Here is a 17,620-nt window from a genome sequence, read left to right as displayed (position 1 = left end):
CGCCAAGTGCGACCAAGCGTGATATTGACTCGCAAGGTTTCGTCCGGGATGAAACTCCGAGCCTCGATGACGTGCGGGACGCCACGGTCAACAGGTACAGCTACGTCGAAGCGAACACCAGTCGGACGGTCCGTCGCGAGGGAGTCCTGTCCCGCCGGGGTGCGAGCATCACTGTCCGAATCTTCCGATTGTCGCCGGTACAGAGCACTTCGGCGTGTCTTGAGTGGTCGGTGAGTCGTCGACAGTACACAGTCGTATATCTTATCTCGCTATATCAAATCGAGGTAGTGGCCACGAATCGGTCACGTCGACGCACGCGATTCGCGAGCGGTCGGCGGAGTCGCTACTCGGGCGCGGTTGCGAGAGAATCACGGAGCCGTGCAGGTGCCGAATCGAGTCGTCGCGATGCGGCGTCAGAAGTCGCCGCTGATGATATTCGCGACCCGCTGGCGGTCGAAGAGCTGTTCGTCTTCGGGAATCTCGGGATAGGGGCCCTCCTCGTAGGTCGGCCACTGGCCGAACTGGTCCGGGTAGAGCTGTTTCGCCGTCATCTCCAGCTGGAAGAGGTTCAGGATCGGACCCTGGTATCGGGCCCCTTGCGCGTACATCCGGTCGTTCTGCACCGCGGTGATCTCCGCGGCCGCCGGGTCAGCGTTGAACGTCTCCCGTCGCTTCGGGAGACTCGTTCCCGGTTCCAGTCCCCCGAGGAAGAAGATCACTTCGGGGTCCGCCTCTAAGAGGAGTTCGGAGTCGACCGTCGAGTTCGTCTCGATCGCTCCCTCGAAGGCGTCACGGGGTCCGAGCGGGCGGGTGTGTGCAGTCAGGAAGCCCGGCTGGTCCATCGTGTAGGCCCAGATCTCGTCGAGATCCGCCGAGGCGAGCATCACCGCGGTCGGCCGCTCCGACTCGGGCGGGAGGCCCGACTCGATGGTCGACAGCAGGTCGTCGTGGATCGCAGCGAGCGCCTGGTACCGCTCCTGCTCTTGGAACGCCTCCGCGACGAGTTCGAACTGCTCCCACAGCGTGTAGTACTCGTAGGACCCCTCCCAGGCGTCCGGTGGTTGCTGGTGGCGGTCGCTCAGGGAGTTCCCGAACCACGGGGAGACGTTCTCGGCGATTTCGTCGATGTCCGACTGGCTCCAGGCGTCCTGCTTGACGATCCACGCCGGGTCAGCGAGGTGCACGTCGCTGTCGAGTTCGTAGAGTTGCTCTTTGCTCGGTTCCCACGAGGAGTACAGCCCGGACCAGTCGAGCGAGACGCCGGGAAGCCGCTCGACGAACTGGTTCCACAGCCCGTCGTAGTAGTCCGGCGCGTGCATGGCGGTGACCGAGTCCCCGCGGCCGAGCGCGAACGCCATGTCGGCGTGGTGGGTGAGCCGCGTGAACACGGTCTCCGGCGGCGACTCGAACGTCACCTCGCCGACCGGGGATATCGAAGCGGTGTACGATTGGTCCGTCTGCGACGGTGTCTGGGTCGGCTCACCACCGTTCGCCGTGTTCGCGGTCTGCGTCGTCTCCGCGTCGCTGGCTCCTTGCGTATCGCTACACCCGGCCAGTAGCCCGCCGCCGACGACTGCGCCGCCGTACGCGAGCCACTCGCGCCGCGTCAGTGCTTCGTCCTGTGACATAGTTTTAGGTTCGCCTAATGCGTTAAACCGATTTCGAAGTTTCGGCAGGCCTAAATCGTGAGGCGCCCCGGTCGACGCAACGGCGACGGCAGCCGCGGAGACACCGCTCCCATCCGCCGGACCCAAGTCGGTTTCACGGTGCGAACCGTATCGAGTGTCATGGACGCGAGGCGGCTGCTGCTCGCGGTGCTCGGCGTTACGACGCTCGCCGTGTACCTGGCGGCGGTGTTCGTGGGGTACCGGGTACTCGTAACGGTGTGGGCGCAACGGCCATCGGCCGGAACGGCGGCGGCCGTCGTCGTCGGAACGGCACTGGCGATGGGAGCGCTGAGTTACTGGGTCGGAACGAGTCAGATCAGACGGTCGGTCGACGCGGTCGAACTCCCGCGGTCGCGAGCGCCCGGCGTCTACCGGCGCTTCGACTCGCTCACTGAACGGATGGACGTGTCGACGCCCGCGCTGCTGGTGGCGCGCCTCCCCGTCCCGAACGCCTTCGCAGTCGGCGGGAGCGAGCGGGCCGTCATCGTCGACCGACGACTGTTCGGCTACCTCTCGGCCGACGAACTGGAGGCGCTGCTGGCCCACGAACTCGCTCACCTCGAAACCCGCGACGCGTTCGTCCAGACGGTGCTCTACAGCATGTTACAGAGCGTCGTCGGCCTGATCGCCATCGCGGTGCTCCCGCTCGTGGCGCTCGCGGGCGGCATCGCTCGCGCACTGGCGCTGATTCGCGGGCGGCCCGAGGCCTGGTCGGGGTCGTGGTTCGCCGTCGCCCAGCGACGGGCACTGCAGTTCGTCGGCCTCCTCGGGTTCGCCATCGCCCTCCTGGCGCTCGCGTACTCCCGGCGTCGCGAGTGGGCCGCGGACGACCGCGCCGTCGAAGTGACCGGGAAGCCGCTCGCGCTGGCACGCGCCCTCGGAAAGATCGAACGGGCGTCGACGCCGGACCTGGGGCCGCTGACGCCGCTGTACGTCCACGGAACCGAAGACGACGACCTGTCACACCTCCTTTCGACGCACCCACCGATGGACGAACGCATCGAACGACTGCGAGCGCGAGCGGCATCCGAATCTCGAACGCGATACGTGACAGTCAAATAAGACCCACCACGCACCATCCCTCGTATTTCAGAGACAGATAATCTCACTTGCGGAAATTTTCTCTCAGAGTGGTTTTCGTCGGGCGATAAATACCGTCGCCTGCCGTCGTTTCGGTGGTCAGTGCCACCACCCAGAAGAGTAGCGGGAGATAGAGCGCTATCGAGGGGCCGATTCTCAGGGACCGGTCGCGTTCAGTCCCATCTGGAGCCCGGCTGTGTAGCCGTCGGCGACATCGATGGCCGTTCCGATATCACGGAGCGTGTTCGTCGCGACGACGCCACGCTCGCCCGAGCGGACCCGAATCCCGGCGTCGGCCGCGCCGCTGACGGCGTTGCCGGTGACCGTGAAGCCGTGGGGGCGCTGTTCCCGGCGGGCCTCCGTCTCGTCACTGTCGGCCGGAACCGTCCGGGAGAGGATTCCCACGGGACAGCCGGCGACCTGATTCCCCGCGATCGTGATGTCGGCCGAGCGCGCCGCCGGCGTCCCGGCGATCGCGTCGCGCAGGTGCGTCTCCTTGTACTCGATCTCGATGCCGGCCTCGCCGCCGGGGTCTGGTGCGAACTCGTGCAGATCCCGACAGACGTTGCCGACGATCGCGCCCCGCTGGGCCGGCGAACAGGCGATGAGGCTGTGGCCCCCGTCGAAGACCACGTTGCCGGAGACGACGAAGTGCGAGACGTTGTACGGCGCGATGTTGTTGAACTTCATCCCGGAGACGCGGTTGCCCGCGATGACGACGTCGCTCGACCGGCGGAGGTCAGACTCGCCGCCCGCCGGCGCGCTCCGACTGGTGATGCCGTACCAGTTCGGGTCGACGACCTCGTTGTCGCGGACGGTCACGTTCGTACACCGCGTGAACGAGATGCCCATCTGGAAGCCGTTGACCGTCCGCGTGTTCGCGACGAGGAGGCCGTCACAGCCGTCGGCCTGAACGGCCTGATTGTCCAGTTGCGTGCCCGCACCGTCGAACTCGATATCCGTGACGGCGACGTTGTCGCCGCGGACTCGGAGCAGGTCGTGCCCCGTCGGCAGCGGATTTTCCTGTCTCTCGGTCGGTGCCGGGTCGTCCCGGCTGCCGGTCTGCGACGCGACGAGGCGGGTCCCCCGCTGGCCGGTCACCAGCGTGTCGTCGCCGACCGTCGCCGGACCGCCGAACTCGAAGGTGTGCGCGCTGGCGACGACGGTCCCGCCGGACTCGCCGAGCTGGTCGAAGGCGTGCTGAAACGCCACGTCCGCGGTGTCGTCGGTGGCCAATGAGACGCTGCCCGTCGAGCCGTCGACGACGAGATACGTGCCGGACCCACGGCCGGTCCCGTTGCCCCGCCCGCGCTCTGCGGCCGGCGTCTCGTTCCGCGTCACGAAGTACACGTCGCCCGTGCCCGGGATCCCACCGGAAATCTGTGCACGCCCGTCGCCGGACGCGAGTCCGAGGCCGGCGGCCGCCCCGATGCTCCCGAGGAGTGACCGACGAGTGGTCTGTAGCAGTCCCGCGCCGCGCTGGGTGTCGCCTGCCGGAGTGCTGGATTGCATTCGCTCGAACGTGTCGGCACTCCGATACTGTCACTTTATATTACTGATCTGACCGATACGTACCGATACGTACGGATATCTGACTCACCGGACACGCCACGAGCGCGTTCCCGGCCGCCACGCTCGGGCCAGACCGGGCGAGCGCCGCCGCTCGCTGGGGCGATGTGGACTCGACACCGACCGACGAAACCGAGCGAGGAGGCGGGGTGCCCAGAGCGCCGCTAGTCCGCGGAATACAGGCGTTCGAGGAGGTCCACCGCGCCGGCCTTCGTTTTCAGGTAGCGGCGGTCGCCGTCGGGCGTCCTGACCGCGTACGCGTAGGTGTCGCTGTTCGGGACGTACCACCGGTCGCCGAAGCTCGAGAGCACCGATTTACCGCCGTCCGTGACTTCCGAGGGCGCACCGGACGGTCGCTCGGTCGAAGCCGGCTCGACGGTGGACTCCGAATCGTCGGCGCGTTCGCCGACGACGCACAGGTCGCTCTCCAGGGGGTAGTCGCCGGGCATCCCGACCGCGGAGTCCTCGTTGCGACCCGCCTTCAGCGTCTCGCGCATCAGCACCTCCTGTGCGTTGACGACCCGTTCGCCGTCGTCCGGGTAGCGCTGGCGGTAGTCGCCGTCGCCGTCCATCTCCCAGAGCTTGCGGTTGTCCGCGAGGACGAGTTCGAGGTTGAAGCGGAGTTGGCGCTGGACGTCCGGGTCCGTGACGGGCGTGATCGCCTCGACGCGGTAGTCGAGGTTCCGCGTCATCCAGTCGGCGCTGCCGATGTAGTACTCCGGATCGCCCCAGTCCTCGTCCGCACCGTTGTCGGCCCGCGCGCCGTTCTCGAAGTAGAAGATGCGGGAGTGTTCCAGGAACCGGCCGACGAGCGAGTAGACGGAGACGTTCTCGCTGATGCCGTCGAGATCCGGTCGGAGCCGGCAGATGTCCCGGACGACGAGGTCGATGTCGACACCGGCCATCGACGCGCGGTACAGTTCCTCGACGATAGCGGGGTCTTCGAGACCGTTGACCTTGACGACGATGCGCGCGGGCCGTCCGGCGAGCGCGTGCTGCGCCTCTCGGCGGATACAGCGGGTGAACTCCCGCCGCATCGTGACCGGCGCAATGAGCAGTTCGCGGAACTCCTCGTCGAGCGAGGGGCCGGTGAAGAAGTTGAACACCTTCGTCAGGTCGCGACCGATGTCGCGGTCGGCGGTCAGCAGACCCAGGTCGACGTACCCCTTCGCCGTCTCGGAGTGGTAGTTCCCGGTCCCGATGTGCGAGTACAGTTCGACGCCGTCGTCCTCCTCTCGCACCACGAGCGCTGTCTTGGTATGGGTCTTGAGGCCGACCGTTCCGTAGGCGACGTGGATGCCGTTCTCCTCCAGTTTGCGCACCCATTCGAGGTTGTTCTGCTCGTCGAAACGGGCCTTGAGTTCGACCATCACCGCTACCTGCTTGCCGTTCTCCGCGGCGTCGATGAGCGACTGAATCACCTGCGAGTCGCTGGCGGTGCGGTAGATGGCCGCCTTCACCGCCAGCACGTTCGGATCCTCGGCGGCCGCCGAGAGGAACCGCTGGACCGTGTCCGTGAAGTCGTGGTACGGGTGGTGCAACAGCATGTCTCCCTCCCGGATGCGCTCGAAGATGTCGCGAGTCGCGGTCTCGTCGGCGTCGCGGAGCGGGCGCGGATCCCGGGTGTCGAGGCGCGGATGTGGCTGTGGCGTCCACTCGTCGAGCGAGAGGTCCGGGCGGTCGAGGTCGGTCAGTTCCGCGAAGTCGCGGTAGTCCAGCGGGCCGGCGAGGTCGTATATCTCGCGTTCGTCGAGATCGAGTTGCTCTGTGAGCGTCGCCCGGATGCGCGAGTCGGCGTCGGCGGAGATCTCCATCCGGACGACCGTCGCGAACCGTCGCTGTTCGAGCACGTCCTCGACCATGTCGATGAGGTCCTCGGCGACCTCCTCGTTACGTCGCACCTCGGCGTTGCGAGTCAGGCGGAACAGCGCCGCGTCGACGATGTCGACGTTGGGCAACAGCAGGTCCAGGTTCTCGCGGACGACGTCCTCGATACGAACGTAGCGGGCGTCGTCGCCGACCTGAATCAGCCGCGGACGGTTCGGCGGAATCTTGATGCGGGTGAACGTCGGGTCGTCGGCGTCCGGCTGGCGGGTGAGGACTGCCAGCGACAGCGACCGATTCGAGATGAACGGGAACGGATGGGCCGGGTCGAACGACAGCGGCGTCAGCGTTGGCAGCACCGAGTCTTCGAAGTACTCGCGCATCGACGCCCGCTCGGCGTCGCTGAGCGCGTCGTAGTCGAGAACGTGGATACCCGCGTCAGCAAGGGCCGGGCGAATCGCGCTCCGGTAACACCGGGCCTGGGTCTGGAGCATGGGGCGGAGCGTCTCGTGGACCGCGTCCCACTGCTCGCGGGGCGTTCGGCCGTCCGGGGCCGTCTCCGTCACGCCGGCCTCGATCTGCTGTTTGAGGCCGCCGACGCGTTTCATCACGAACTCGTCCAGATTTCGGGTGACGATGGACAGGAACCGGACCCGTTCGAGCAGCGGATTGCGCTCGTCGAGCGCCTCGTGGAGCACGCGCCGCTGGAAGGCGAGTTCGCTCAGTTCGCGGTTGAGATACAGCGACGAATCGGTCAGGTCGACATCGTCCGGCCGGTAGGGCTCGATGTCCGGGGACTCGGGGCGCTTCATGAGTCAGGTGGAGAGCGGCGCGTTCCGGTCGGGGTCGACGATGCTGTCGGCCGAGCGGTCCTCGTGGGTCGTCTCGGGCTCGACCGCGACGAACTCACCCGTCGAACATCGGTAGGCCGTCAGCTGGCCGCCGTAGACGCAGCCGGTGTCGAGTCCGACTGCGGCGGGCGTCTCGAACGGCTCGGAGAGCACCGTGTGACCGAAGAAGATCCGCGGCTCCGCCGTCCGCGTCTCGAACCAGTAGGGCCGGTCGTAACTGCCGTCGGGGACGAGCGAGCGCATGTTCAAGAGGTCCGTCAGCCCGTGGTCGACGAGCGGTTTGCGGTGGTCGACGCCGCCGTGAACGACCAGCGAGTCGTCCCAGGAGATCGCCACGGGGAGCGAGGCGATCCAAGAGAGGTCGTCGTCGGTCAGCGACGCGACGGACTTCCGGCCGTCGACGAGCTTCTGCTCGTTGTTCCCGCGGACCGTCAGGAAGTTCGGCGTGTGACGTACGAGGTCGACGACGCCCGCACTGTCGGGCCCCTTCCGAACGAGGTCGCCGACGAAGATCACGAGGTCGTCGGCGGCCGGGTCGAGCCGGTCGAGCAGGCGTTCGAGCGTCGGTCGACAGCCGTGGACGTCGCCGACGACGTAGATGTCGTCCCACCGACCGCTGTCGATGCGTCGGTGCGGCGCGTCGAGTTCGGGGTCGAGTGTCAGTGCGGTGGCCATGAGTGAAAAGGTCGGTAGGCGGATCGACGGAAGTCCCGCTATAGGGGCTTTATATGAGGAATATATAGGAATATGTCCGGGTCGCCGACGACGGCCGACCGCCCATGAATCGCCCGGGAGGGCGAGCCGACTGGCACCTCGTCGGCTCTCTATATCGGAATAGAGCGCCACGTATCGGTCCTAGAAACGGCTTTCTACCGAGCGACGGTACTCGCGCACATGCAAGCCAGTGTCCCACGGCGTGCGATCGAAGACCACCCGAATCCGACACACAGCTGCCCGCTGTGTAACTGCACCGCCAGTAGCCGGGACGACATCTACTGTCACTTGCTGGTCTCACATCGCAAGAGCACCATCGCCGAGGCGCTGCTCGAAGATCTCGAGTGCCAGCGGTAACTCGACGGGCCGCCGCGTTCGCCGCGGTTCCGTTTTCGACGCGGAGGTCAGGTGTCGGAGAACCGGTCCGACTCGGTCCGTGACAACCGCATCGCGTTCCCGGAGACGCCGAGACTCATCCCCATGTCGCCGACCACGACCGCGAGCGCGACGCTCGCCAGCCCCACCGGGACGCCCAGCGCGAGCAGGAGCGTCACGCCGAGGCTTGTCCAGATGTTCTGCCGGATCACGTCGTTGGCCGTGTGCGACAGTTCGTAGAGGGACGGCAGCTTCCCGACGGCGTCGACCTCCTCGGGGAAGGTTCGGCGCGGTACTCGTCGACGCCGACCGCCTCCGCGATGGCCCGCGCGGTGCCCTCGTTGTCGCCGGTCAGCATCACGACGTGCTCGACGCCAGGCTCATGCAGGCGCTGGACGGCCCGCTTCGAGACGGGGCGCACCTCGTCGGCGATGGCCCCCAGCAGCTCCGCTCCCGTCCCGACGAGAACGACCGTCTTGCCCTCGCTCCAGCGCCCCGAGCGTGTCCTCGGGGACCGCTCCCTCGCCGGACTCGAACGCCGCGTCTGCCACGCAGCCGTCCGTCTCGCGGCGTGCCCGAGGGTGATCGAAGCCCCGCTCCTCGAACAGCGCGGGCTTGCCCGCGTAGTACGTCTTGCCGACGACTCCCTCGCCGAAGTTCCCAGAGAGTTGGTCCCCCCTGCCTCGAACCCAGGAAGTACGAAAAACGTCGACCAGCGACGAGAGACAGACTTCCACCGACGAGGCGGAACCCAAGCGATTGGTACCTTCCGAAGCTGTGCCAAATCGCGGAATGCCCGATTCGATATAGCAGGGTACGATTTATCGAGCCGTGAATCGCCGTTCGAAGGCGTCGGCGAAACGGCCGGCGGACGGCGAGTCAGTCGACGACAGAGGGATTCCGCCGGACAGTCAGATCGACCGTGGTCACGGCTGACATGCGGGAGATCCGCTCCCCACGCTCAGGATGGCGCAGTCCAGGCGCGACGTCACACGGCCGTGGAACACAGTCAACGTGAGGGGTGCCGTCGTGGTACGACGACCCGACCACCGACGGGTGGCGACGGCAGATCTGGAGTCCGCGGACCCGACGGCTCTGGAAGCGAACCGAACCGAGCTGGGGGGATCCGGCCCGCCGAAGATGTCGCATCCTTCTCCCTTATCGGCCAGTCCGCCCCAAACCCGAACGACTCACGAGCGGTGGCTTGGAGCAGGGGCGATGTACTGATCGCGCACGCGACCACTCCGGCAGTCGACCACGTCTTCGACGCTCGAAAGCCCCGAGTTAGCCCGAGCGGACCGATAGTAGCGGTTCAGACGAATCTATAGTGGGTTGCACAGACGGTGTCGTACATATAAAATGAATCGTATATCGCTATATCAAATCACCCATCCCGCACGGGAAAACCGCGCAGAGCGACTCCCGGGAGACAGGGCGAAGGCGACCGGTCGATAACACTTATACACGTGTTACGATCACTGCGTGAACCCAGATCGGCCGCCCAACCGCTACGCGAGTCTACAGCAATCGACAGGCGTCCACGGAGATCGAACCGTCATTCCGAACGCGTTCGCCCGCAGGACACAGTTGTTCCGCTTTATCGGACAAAGGACTACCATGAGACAGAGTTAGAGACGGTGTCCAAATCAGGAGATAGGGCTTCCCAACCTCCATATCCCGTATTTCCGGGCGTGGCGAGTCAATATCTGCCGATTATGTCGAAAGAACGACCGTTCCATATCAAAGAACTGGTTTCGGTCGGTCCGCGCAGTGGGCCAAGTCGAGCGTCTCCGGGCGAGAGTGGGACGACAACGGCTGACTGATTCAGGAGTAGGTGACGTTGAGTTCGATGACGTTGGCGACTTCGAGTACTTTCTGAGGGAGCTCTTCAGTGAATCGATCGTCTCGGAACCGGTTCGTCGGGCCGGAGACGCTGATGGCGCCGAGGACGTTGCCGTCGTTGTCGAGGACCGGCGCGGCGACGCACCGGAGGCCGTCGAGTCGTTCCTCATCGTCGAACGCGACGCCAGCCTCTCTGACCGATTCGAGACTCTCGCGGAGTTCCTCCCGCGTGGTCACCGCGTTGTCTGTCTCGTCACCGAGCCCGTGGCGTTCGACGATGGTGTCGACGCGTTCCTCGGGGAGGTGGGCGAGGATGGCCTTGCCGAGGGCGGTCGAGTGAAGCGGGACGCGCGTTCCGACGTGGGCCTTGACCTGGACGGCCTGTTCTCCGCGAGCGCGATAGAGGTACGAACCGCGGCCGTGCTCCTCGACGAGGACGTTCGCCAGTTCGCCCGTCTCCTCCGCGAGGCGATCGGCTTCGGGTTTTGCGATGCGAAACAGTTTCTGGCGGTGCCGGGAGTACGCACCGAGCTCGAGGAACCGGAGCCCGACCCTGTAGCGACCGTCGTCGTTGACGATGTACTCCTCCTGTTCGAGGGTACTGAGGTAGTTGTGAATCGTGCTCTTCGGGAGGTCGAGGTGTCGGGAAAGCTCGGTGACACCGGCGCCGCCGAGGTCCTTGAGCCCGTTGAGTATCTTGAACGTCGTCTCGACCGATTTGACCGGATTTTGTGCCGTTCGTGCCATAATTGGTTTCGAATCTGGACCGCGGAGACTCGGTCACACGCCCTGACCCGCTGGCGCGATACCCGGCAGACTCCGACCGGAATCGCACCGCCACCCGAATCGCAGGGCGATGGGTCACAGCGACGAAGCCAGCGGGTCGGCCGTGTCCCGTCGCCGACCGACCGAGGGAGATCGTATTCGTTAGGTAACAGTGACCGCACCGTTCCATTTAAAGCCATCGCTCAGTCACTTGGAGGGCACGTCTCCCGGCCGAGACGCGGCGGTCGAGCGGACCGATTGTTTCGCTCTCGCGGTCCGTCGGCGGGTGAGTGAAACGTCATGGGGAAACGCGTAAGTATCGTGGACGCAATCCATCGAACGTATGACGCAGACGTACGAGAACTACATCGGTGGCGAGTGGACCGGTAGCGAATCTGGCGAGACAACGGAGGTCACGAACCCGGTCGACGAGAGCGAGGTCGTCAGCACCGTCCCGGTCTCTTCGACGGCGGAGACGGACGCTGCGGTCGCGGCCGCGGTCGAGGCGACCGACGAGTGGGCCGGCATGCCGGGCCCCGAGCGCGGCGCCATCCTGCGCGAGACCGGTGAGATCCTCAAGAACCAGAAAGACGAACTGGCAGAGACGCTCACCCGCGAAGAGGGCAAGCCGCTCGGCGAGGCCCAGGGCGAAGTACAGCGGGCGATCGACATCTTCTATTACTACGCCGAGAAGGCGCGCGACTTCGGCGGGACGGTCAAGCAGCCGAGCGGTGGCCGCGCGGGCCTGCAGACGAAGAAGGAGCCGCTGGGCGTCGCCGCGCTGATCACGCCGTGGAACTACCCCATCGCGATTCCCGCCTGGAAGATCGCGCCGGCGCTCGCGGTCGGTAACACTGTCGTCATCAAGCCCGCGATGCAGGCCCCGTCCGTCGGTTCCAAGATCGTCGAAGCGCTCGACGAAGCCGGTATCCCGGACGGTGCCATCAATCTGGTCTGCGGTCCCGGCAGCGAGGTCGGCGAGCGACTGACCACCCACGACGACGTGGACGCGGTGTCGTTCACCGGCAGCGCCTCGATCGGCGAGCACGTCTACGAACAGTCGACGGCGAACGGCAAGCGCGCCCAGGCGGAGATGGGCGGCAAGAACCCCACGCTCGTCACGTCGAGCGCGGACGTGGACAAGGCCGTCGACATCGTCGGCGCCGGGGCCTTCGGCGGCACGGGACAGGCCTGTACGGCGACCTCCCGCGCCATCGTCCACGAGGACGTCTACGACGAGTTCGTCGACGGCATCGTCGACTACGCCGAGTCCCTGACGGTCGGTGACGGCCTCGACGGCGCTGACATGGGTCCCCACGTCAGCCAGGGCGAACTCGAGGGCAGTCTGGAGTACGTCGACATCGCGAAGTCCGAGGGTGCGACCCACGAGACCGGCGGCGAGGAGCTGACCGGCGACGAGTACGACGCCGGGAACTTCATCTCGCCGGCCGTCTTCTCCGACGTCGAGCCCGACATGCGAATCGCACAGGAGGAGGTCTTCGGTCCGGTGCTCGCCGTCATCCCCGTCTCTGACTTCGAGGAGGGTCTCGAAGTCGCCAACGGCGTCGACTACGGCCTCTCGGCCAGCATCGTGACCGAGTCGGTCGAAGAGGAGAACGAGTTCATCGAGCGCTCCGAGTCCGGCGTCGTCAAGGTCAACGAGAAGACCACCGGCCTCGAACTGCACGTTCCGTTCGGTGGCCTCAAGCGCTCCTCGACGAACACCTACCGCGAACAGGGCGACGCCGGCCTGGAGTTCTTCAGTTACATCAAGACGGTCTACCGCAACAGCTAACGGACCCGCGTCACCCGGGATCTCCATCTCTCGATCGCCCCGTCCCGCAGCATCTACGCGAAACACAATCTTTTTATACTAATCTTCTGTATGCGTACTTGCTCTTGTCCACCACAAGAGCGAGCCTGCAAAGTCATCAGTCATGGTCGTAGCCCAATCGACCAGGGATGGTGGAACGGCCCCAGCACCGACGGCCATCGTCTGTCCCGTACAGACGTTCCACTATCGTTGCAGTCTGTAGGCACCCGGACCGCAACGAACTCCCGTCGTTGGACACTCTCGCGTCGAAGCGATTCCCGTAACATCGGACCGCACAACTGCCGCGTGGCTCGTGGCAGAGACGCGTTCCGGTTGGGCCCGGCCATGCGTACTTTCTCTCTCCGAGTGCTCCATTCACCGTGGAGCCGCGTCGTTCGAGGAGTAACGCCGAACGGAACCGCACACAGACACGTCTGAACTCGCCCCCCGGATTAGCTAGCGTGCGTTCATCGATACTGAACGAGCAGCGTAACGGTTGTACTGTCGTTATTCCGCGGTCGTCCGCTCGCCGACATGTGCTTCCAGACGGCCCCACAACCAGTCAATAGCCGTTCTACCCCGATACTCTCCACCGGGGCAGAAGTCGGTCGGGAACACGCATCCGGCCACAAGTCGTTCCGTGATCTTGAACAGTAATCCATCTGCAAGGGATCGATCGGCCTGATCGCTGAATCTGTATTCGAGAAGTCGGAACGCAGTCGATGTGGCAACACAACGCATAATAGTCACGCGGGCGCACCGGCCGCCATGAACGTCGACGCGCTCACGACGGGTTTCGATCACCGCGACTGGCAGGAGTTGACGACGACCGACGACCCGGTCCGGTTCGCGATGATCGGGGTGGGCTGGTGGACCACCGAGCAGGCGATGCCCGCCGTCGCCGCCGGCGACCTCTGTGAGACGACCGTGCTCGTCAGCGGTGACCGTGAGAAGGCCGCGGACGTGGCCGCCGACGCCGAGACGGTCGAACACGCGATCACCTACGAGGAGTTCCACGACGGCACCGCGAGCGACGCCTACGACGCCGTCTACGTCGTCACGCCGAACGCCCGCCACCTGCCGTTCGTCGAGACGGCCGCGGAGTTGGACAAGGCGATCCTCTGTGAGAAGCCGATGGAGGCCACTATCGAGCGCGCCGAACGGATGATCGAGGTCTGCGACGAGCACGACGCGACGCTGATGATCGCCTACCGGATGCACACCGAACCGGCCGTCAGGCGGGCGAAGGACCTCATCGACGAGGGGTACGTCGGCGAGCCGCTGTTCGTCCACGGCAACATGACCGAGCCGATTCTCGACCTCGTGCCCGATCCCGACCAGTGGCGGCTGGACTGGGAGCTCTCGGGCGGCTGTGCCGTCATGGACATCGGGCTCTACCCGCTGAACACGAGCCGCTTCCTGCTGGAGGCGGACCCGGTTCGGGTCCGCGGGACGGTCGCGTCGGTCCAGGAGGAGTTCGACGACGTACCCGACGAGCACGGGGCGTTCCAGCTCGACTTCCCCGGGCACGCCTACGCCGTCTGCACCGCCAGCCAGAACGCGCACCTCGACAGCCACATCTCGGTGCTCGGGACCGAGGGGAAGGTCCGCGTCGAGCCGGCGTTCTACCCGTGGGACGACCGCGCCCTCCAGCTTTCCCACGACGGAACGACCGTCGACATCGACTTCGAGCAGATCGACCAGATGGAAGAGGAGTTCGAGTACTTCAGTCACTGCCTGCTGACCGGCGCGGAGCCCTACGCGGACGGCGAGCACGGGCTGGTCGACATCAGGACGATCAAGGCCGTCTACGAGGCGTCCGAGACGGAGTCGACGGTCGAACTGGACTGACGGCACGAAGGTTTTTGGCGGGCGCGGACCCACTGGCGAGCCATGGTTCACTCGACATGGGGCGACTGGTTCGTCCGCGACGAGATCGAAGCGACGGACCCCGGCGACGGCGTTTCCGTCTGGTACCTCGGCTGTAACGGCTTCGTCCTCCGGTCGGCGACGACGACGCTGTACGTCGACCCGTACTTCGGCGAGGGGGACCCGCCGACGCTCGTCCGCATGATTCCGGTCCCGATGGACCCGGCCGACGCGACGCTGTGTGACGCCGTGCTCGTCACGCACGAACATATCGACCACATGCACCCGCCGTCGTTCGAGCCGCTGGTCGCGGATCTGGGCGCAGACCTGTACGCGCCGTCCGCGTCCTACGCGGAGCCTGACTACGACGGCGAGATTCCAGTCGACGGCGACCAGCGCAACGAAATCGCCGCCGGCGACTCGTTCGAGGTCGGCGACTTCACCGTCCACGTCGAGGGCGCGAACGACCCCGACGCCGTCGAGCCGGTGAGCTACGTCGTCGAGCACGAGTCCGGGACGTTCTTCCACGCGGGCGACAGCCGCCCCGCCGCGGCGTTCGCCGACGTGGGCGAGCGCTACGACATCGACGTGGGCGCGCTGGCGTTCGGCACCGTCGGCTCCATCTACGAGCCCGAGCCGGACCGCGGCGTCCGCACGAAGTGGTACATGGACGAAAACGAGGTGATCGAGGCCGCGACCCAGCTCCGGCTGACCCGCTTGCTCCCCTCGCACCACGACATGTGGCAGGGCGAGGGCGGCGACCCGAAGGTCCTGCACGACCACGCGGTGTCACACGAGTACCCCAGAGTCGTCGAGCCGCCGTACGTCGGCTGTTCGGTCCGGCTCGACGAGCCCGGCATCCGGCGACTCGACGCCCTCGACGGAGAGTGAGACGGATCGCCGTCCGCCGGTGCCGCGTCGACAATCTGTGTGGCGGGGTACATTTATTACGCCGACCCCGGTACGTCCGCCAATGTCGCCAACGATCACAAAGATCGAAAGCCGGGAGTTCGAGTACCCCCTCGAGGACGTGGGGACCGACGAGCACGGCTTCAACCTCGTCTACGAGCCGGGCGAGACCACGACGCGGAAGCTATTCGGCGTCCAGGTTCACACCGACGAGGGCATCACGGGGGAGTACGTCGGCGGGAACTCCCCGGCGGCCGCCCAGTACAACATCGTCGCCCAGTATCTCATCGGCAAGGACCCGCTGAAACGCGAGAAGCACTGGTCGGAGTGCAAGCGCGCGCTCCGGAAGTACGACCGGATGGGCATCGGCCCCATCGACATCGCGCTGTGGGACTTCGCGGGCAAGTACTACGACGCGCCCATCCACGAACTGCTCGGGACCTACCGCGAGCGCATCCCGGCGTACGCCTCGACCTACCACGGCGACGACGCTGGCGGACTCGACTCGCCCGAGGCCTTCGCCGACTTCGCCGAGGACTGTCGCGACGAGGGCTTCGGCGGCTTCAAGATCCACGGCTGGGGCGGCGGTGACGCGGCCCGCGACCTCACGCGCGAGATCGATGCCGTCCACGCGGTCGGCGATGCCGTCGGCGACGAGATGGACCTCATGCACGACCCGGCCTGCGAACTGGAGACGTTCGCCGACGCGCTGAAACTCGGTCGCGCGCTCGACGAGGAGGGCTTCTTCTGGTACGAGGACCCCTTCCGCGACGGCGGCATCTCACAGCACGCCCACAAGAAACTGGCCCAGAAGCTCGACACGCCGATCCTCCAGACCGAGCACGTCCGCGGGCTGGAGATCAAGTCCGACTTCGCCGCCAGCGAGGCCACCGACTTCCTGCGGGCCGATCCAGAGTACGACGCGGGTATCACCGGCGCGATCAAGGTGGCCCGCATGGCCGAGGCGTTCGGGCTCGACGTGGAGTTCCACGCGCCCGGGCCCGCCCAGCGCCACTGCATCGCCGCCTGCCGCAACTCGAACTACTACGAGATGGCGCTGGTCCACCCGGACTGCCAGAACACCCAGCCGCCGGTGTACGAGGGCGGCTACTCCGACCTGATGGACGCCGTCGATGCCGACGGGACGGTCTCCGTGCCCGACGGCCCCGGCCTCGGTGTCGAGTACGACTGGGACTACATCGCCGAGAACACGACCGGGAGCGTCCACACGTACGAGTAGGGAGCCGCCAACATCCGTATAGTTTTTCCCAGGCTACCGCGGTAAGTCACCGCTTACTCCGCGTAGGCCCGCACGCCCGTTTCGAGGATGTCGCGGTAACGGGCCACGTCGATGTCGACGGCCACCTGCCCAGTGGGATCGTTGTCGGTCACGCCGTGCTCGTCGCAGATGACCGCGCCGTGGGAGGGGCCGCCGCTCGTGTCGACGGCGATGTAGTACTCCTCGAACGTGAGTACGGCGTCGTCGACGATGTCGGCGACGACCGCGGCGTCGTGGATGGCCGGAGCCTCGGCCGTCGGATAGGTCCCGGAGTCGGGGCGGTAATCGAGCCACTCGGCGACGGTGGCGCGGACGCCGCCGGCCTCGCGGCAGGAGGCGACGAACTCCGGGGCCACTGTCGCGCGGTTGGTCACGTCGAGACCGACCATCTTCGGGGCGGCGTCCTGCAGGACGCGGCTGGCCGCCGCGGGGTCGTTGTGGAAGTTCGCCTCGGCCATCGGTGTGACGTTCCCGGTCGTCATCGCCGCCCCGCCCATGAGGTATATCTCGTCGACAAGGTCGGGCAACTGGGGTTCTTTCGCGAGCGCCAGCGCGAGGTTCGGCAGCGGGCCGACGGCTGCGATCGTCAGCGCGTCGCCGTGCTCGCGGGCCGCCTCGATGATCGCGTCCGCGCCGTGTATAGCACGCGTCTCACGGTCCGTCTCGGGCAGTTCGCCCTTGATGCCGTTCTCCCCGTGAATCCACTCCGCGGTGTCGAGATCGTCGACCAGCGGGCGGGCACAGCCACGCGCGACCGGCACGTCGTAGCCGCCCAGTTCGAGTATCCCGTGGGCGTTCCGCGTGGTGTTCTCGACGGTCGTGTTGCCACAGACCGTCGAGATGCCGACCACGTCGACGGCGTCGTGGCCGAGCGCCATCGCCAGCATCACGGCGTCGTCGCACCCGGGATCCACGTCGAAGAAGACCTTGCGTGACATACCCTTGGCGTTGCGGCCAGCGTTTAATAAAGGCTGGTACGCGCACGCGACGAGATGCCAAGTCCGGCGAACGGGACGGGCACAGACACACCGAGTGGAGCGGTCCGAGCGTGACACACGTCTGT

At 66.1% G+C, this 17,620-nt stretch carries 12 protein-coding genes and 1 pseudogene; 6 read left to right on the top strand and 7 right to left on the bottom strand.

The genetic code is table 11. The annotated features are described in order from the left end of the window. Positions 1–413 precede the first annotated feature (413 nt). Positions 414–1,628 carry an ABC transporter substrate-binding protein gene (locus tag ACOZ4I_RS01440; protein ID WP_424002294.1) on the bottom strand — a complete coding sequence of 405 codons (1,215 nt, stop codon included), beginning with the start codon at positions 1,626–1,628 and terminating at the stop codon, positions 414–416. A 159-nt stretch (positions 1,629–1,787) separates the two neighbouring features. On the opposite strand from ACOZ4I_RS01440, the gene ACOZ4I_RS01435 reads away from it, so the two are divergent. Further along, positions 1,788–2,729, top strand: coding sequence for a M48 family metallopeptidase (locus tag ACOZ4I_RS01435; RefSeq protein ID WP_424002292.1), 942 nt, complete (start codon positions 1,788–1,790; stop codon positions 2,727–2,729). A gap of 174 nt (positions 2,730–2,903) precedes the next feature. On the opposite strand, the gene ACOZ4I_RS01430 is transcribed toward ACOZ4I_RS01435, so the two are convergent. From ACOZ4I_RS01430 to ACOZ4I_RS01420, 3 genes are all read right to left on the bottom strand, one after another. After that, on the bottom strand, positions 2,904–4,259 hold the full coding sequence (locus ACOZ4I_RS01430; protein ID WP_424002290.1) for a right-handed parallel beta-helix repeat-containing protein: 1,356 nt from the start codon (positions 4,257–4,259) through the stop codon (positions 2,904–2,906). A gap of 221 nt (positions 4,260–4,480) precedes the next feature. Next, positions 4,481–6,952 (bottom strand): polyphosphate kinase 1, encoded by a 2,472-nt coding sequence (gene ppk1, locus ACOZ4I_RS01425; protein WP_424002288.1) that lies wholly within the window; start codon positions 6,950–6,952, stop codon positions 4,481–4,483. Positions 6,953–6,955: 3 nt separating this feature from the next. Next, positions 6,956–7,666 carry a metallophosphoesterase family protein gene (locus ACOZ4I_RS01420; protein WP_424002286.1) on the bottom strand — a complete coding sequence of 237 codons (711 nt, stop codon included), beginning with the start codon at positions 7,664–7,666 and terminating at the stop codon, positions 6,956–6,958. Between the two features lie 219 nt (positions 7,667–7,885). Between ACOZ4I_RS01420 and ACOZ4I_RS01415 the strand changes: the two genes are divergently transcribed. After that, positions 7,886–8,062 carry a hypothetical protein gene (locus ACOZ4I_RS01415; protein WP_424002284.1) on the top strand — a complete coding sequence of 59 codons (177 nt, stop codon included), beginning with the start codon at positions 7,886–7,888 and terminating at the stop codon, positions 8,060–8,062. A 47-nt stretch (positions 8,063–8,109) separates the two neighbouring features. On the opposite strand, the pseudogene ACOZ4I_RS01410 reads toward ACOZ4I_RS01415, so the two are convergent. Next, positions 8,110–8,754: pseudogene (locus ACOZ4I_RS01410) on the bottom strand (HAD family hydrolase); the annotation flags it as partial. A gap of 1,150 nt (positions 8,755–9,904) precedes the next feature. Then, positions 9,905–10,669, bottom strand: coding sequence for an IclR family transcriptional regulator (locus ACOZ4I_RS01405; protein ID WP_424002282.1), 765 nt, complete (start codon positions 10,667–10,669; stop codon positions 9,905–9,907). 361 nt (positions 10,670–11,030) lie between these two features. Between ACOZ4I_RS01405 and ACOZ4I_RS01400 the strand changes: the two genes are divergently transcribed. The 4 genes from ACOZ4I_RS01400 (at position 11,031) to ACOZ4I_RS01385 (ending at position 16,518) form a co-directional block, all read left to right on the top strand. Beyond that, a complete protein-coding gene (locus ACOZ4I_RS01400; protein ID WP_424002280.1) occupies positions 11,031–12,482 on the top strand; it encodes an aldehyde dehydrogenase family protein in 1,452 nt (483 codons plus the stop codon). Positions 12,483–13,268: 786 nt separating this feature from the next. Next, a complete protein-coding gene (gene gfo6, locus ACOZ4I_RS01395) occupies positions 13,269–14,351 on the top strand; it encodes a D-xylose 1-dehydrogenase Gfo6 (RefSeq protein WP_424002278.1) in 1,083 nt (360 codons plus the stop codon). Positions 14,352–14,393: 42 nt separating this feature from the next. Continuing rightward, entirely contained in the window at positions 14,394–15,260 is an 867-nt protein-coding gene (locus tag ACOZ4I_RS01390; RefSeq protein WP_424002276.1) for an MBL fold metallo-hydrolase, read from the top strand. 82 nt (positions 15,261–15,342) lie between these two features. Further along, positions 15,343–16,518 (top strand): mandelate racemase family protein, encoded by a 1,176-nt coding sequence (locus tag ACOZ4I_RS01385; RefSeq protein WP_424002274.1) that lies wholly within the window; start codon positions 15,343–15,345, stop codon positions 16,516–16,518. 53 nt (positions 16,519–16,571) lie between these two features. Here ACOZ4I_RS01385 and ACOZ4I_RS01380 read toward each other — a convergent pair whose 3' ends face one another. Continuing rightward, positions 16,572–17,495: a nucleoside hydrolase gene (locus tag ACOZ4I_RS01380; protein WP_424002273.1), complete on the bottom strand. Its 924-nt coding sequence runs from the start codon at positions 17,493–17,495 to the stop codon at positions 16,572–16,574. Positions 17,496–17,620 lie beyond the last annotated feature (125 nt).

Origin of the sequence: Haloarcula salina, from assembly GCF_049603855.1 — an archaeon.
GTDB lineage: Archaea > Halobacteriota > Halobacteria > Halobacteriales > Haloarculaceae > Haloarcula > Haloarcula salina_A.
The sequence above is the reverse complement of the archived record's forward strand: the minus strand, read 5'-3'. Positions and strand labels throughout refer to the sequence as shown.

Coding starts and splice junctions, on each gene's coding strand:
- ACOZ4I_RS01440 (WP_424002294.1), bottom strand. CDS start 1,628: ATGTCACAGGACGAAGCACTGACGCGGCGCGAGTGGCTCGCGTACGGC.
- ACOZ4I_RS01420 (WP_424002286.1), bottom strand. CDS start 7,666: ATGGCCACCGCACTGACACTCGACCCCGAACTCGACGCGCCGCACCGA.
- ACOZ4I_RS01390 (WP_424002276.1), top strand. CDS start 14,394: ATGGTTCACTCGACATGGGGCGACTGGTTCGTCCGCGACGAGATCGAA.
- ppk1 (WP_424002288.1), bottom strand. CDS start 6,952: ATGAAGCGCCCCGAGTCCCCGGACATCGAGCCCTACCGGCCGGACGAT.
- ACOZ4I_RS01380 (WP_424002273.1), bottom strand. CDS start 17,495: ATGTCACGCAAGGTCTTCTTCGACGTGGATCCCGGGTGCGACGACGCC.
- gfo6 (WP_424002278.1), top strand. CDS start 13,269: ATGAACGTCGACGCGCTCACGACGGGTTTCGATCACCGCGACTGGCAG.
- ACOZ4I_RS01430 (WP_424002290.1), bottom strand. CDS start 4,259: ATGCAATCCAGCACTCCGGCAGGCGACACCCAGCGCGGCGCGGGACTG.
- ACOZ4I_RS01435 (WP_424002292.1), top strand. CDS start 1,788: ATGGACGCGAGGCGGCTGCTGCTCGCGGTGCTCGGCGTTACGACGCTC.
- ACOZ4I_RS01385 (WP_424002274.1), top strand. CDS start 15,343: ATGTCGCCAACGATCACAAAGATCGAAAGCCGGGAGTTCGAGTACCCC.
- ACOZ4I_RS01400 (WP_424002280.1), top strand. CDS start 11,031: ATGACGCAGACGTACGAGAACTACATCGGTGGCGAGTGGACCGGTAGC.
- ACOZ4I_RS01415 (WP_424002284.1), top strand. CDS start 7,886: ATGCAAGCCAGTGTCCCACGGCGTGCGATCGAAGACCACCCGAATCCG.
- ACOZ4I_RS01405 (WP_424002282.1), bottom strand. CDS start 10,669: ATGGCACGAACGGCACAAAATCCGGTCAAATCGGTCGAGACGACGTTC.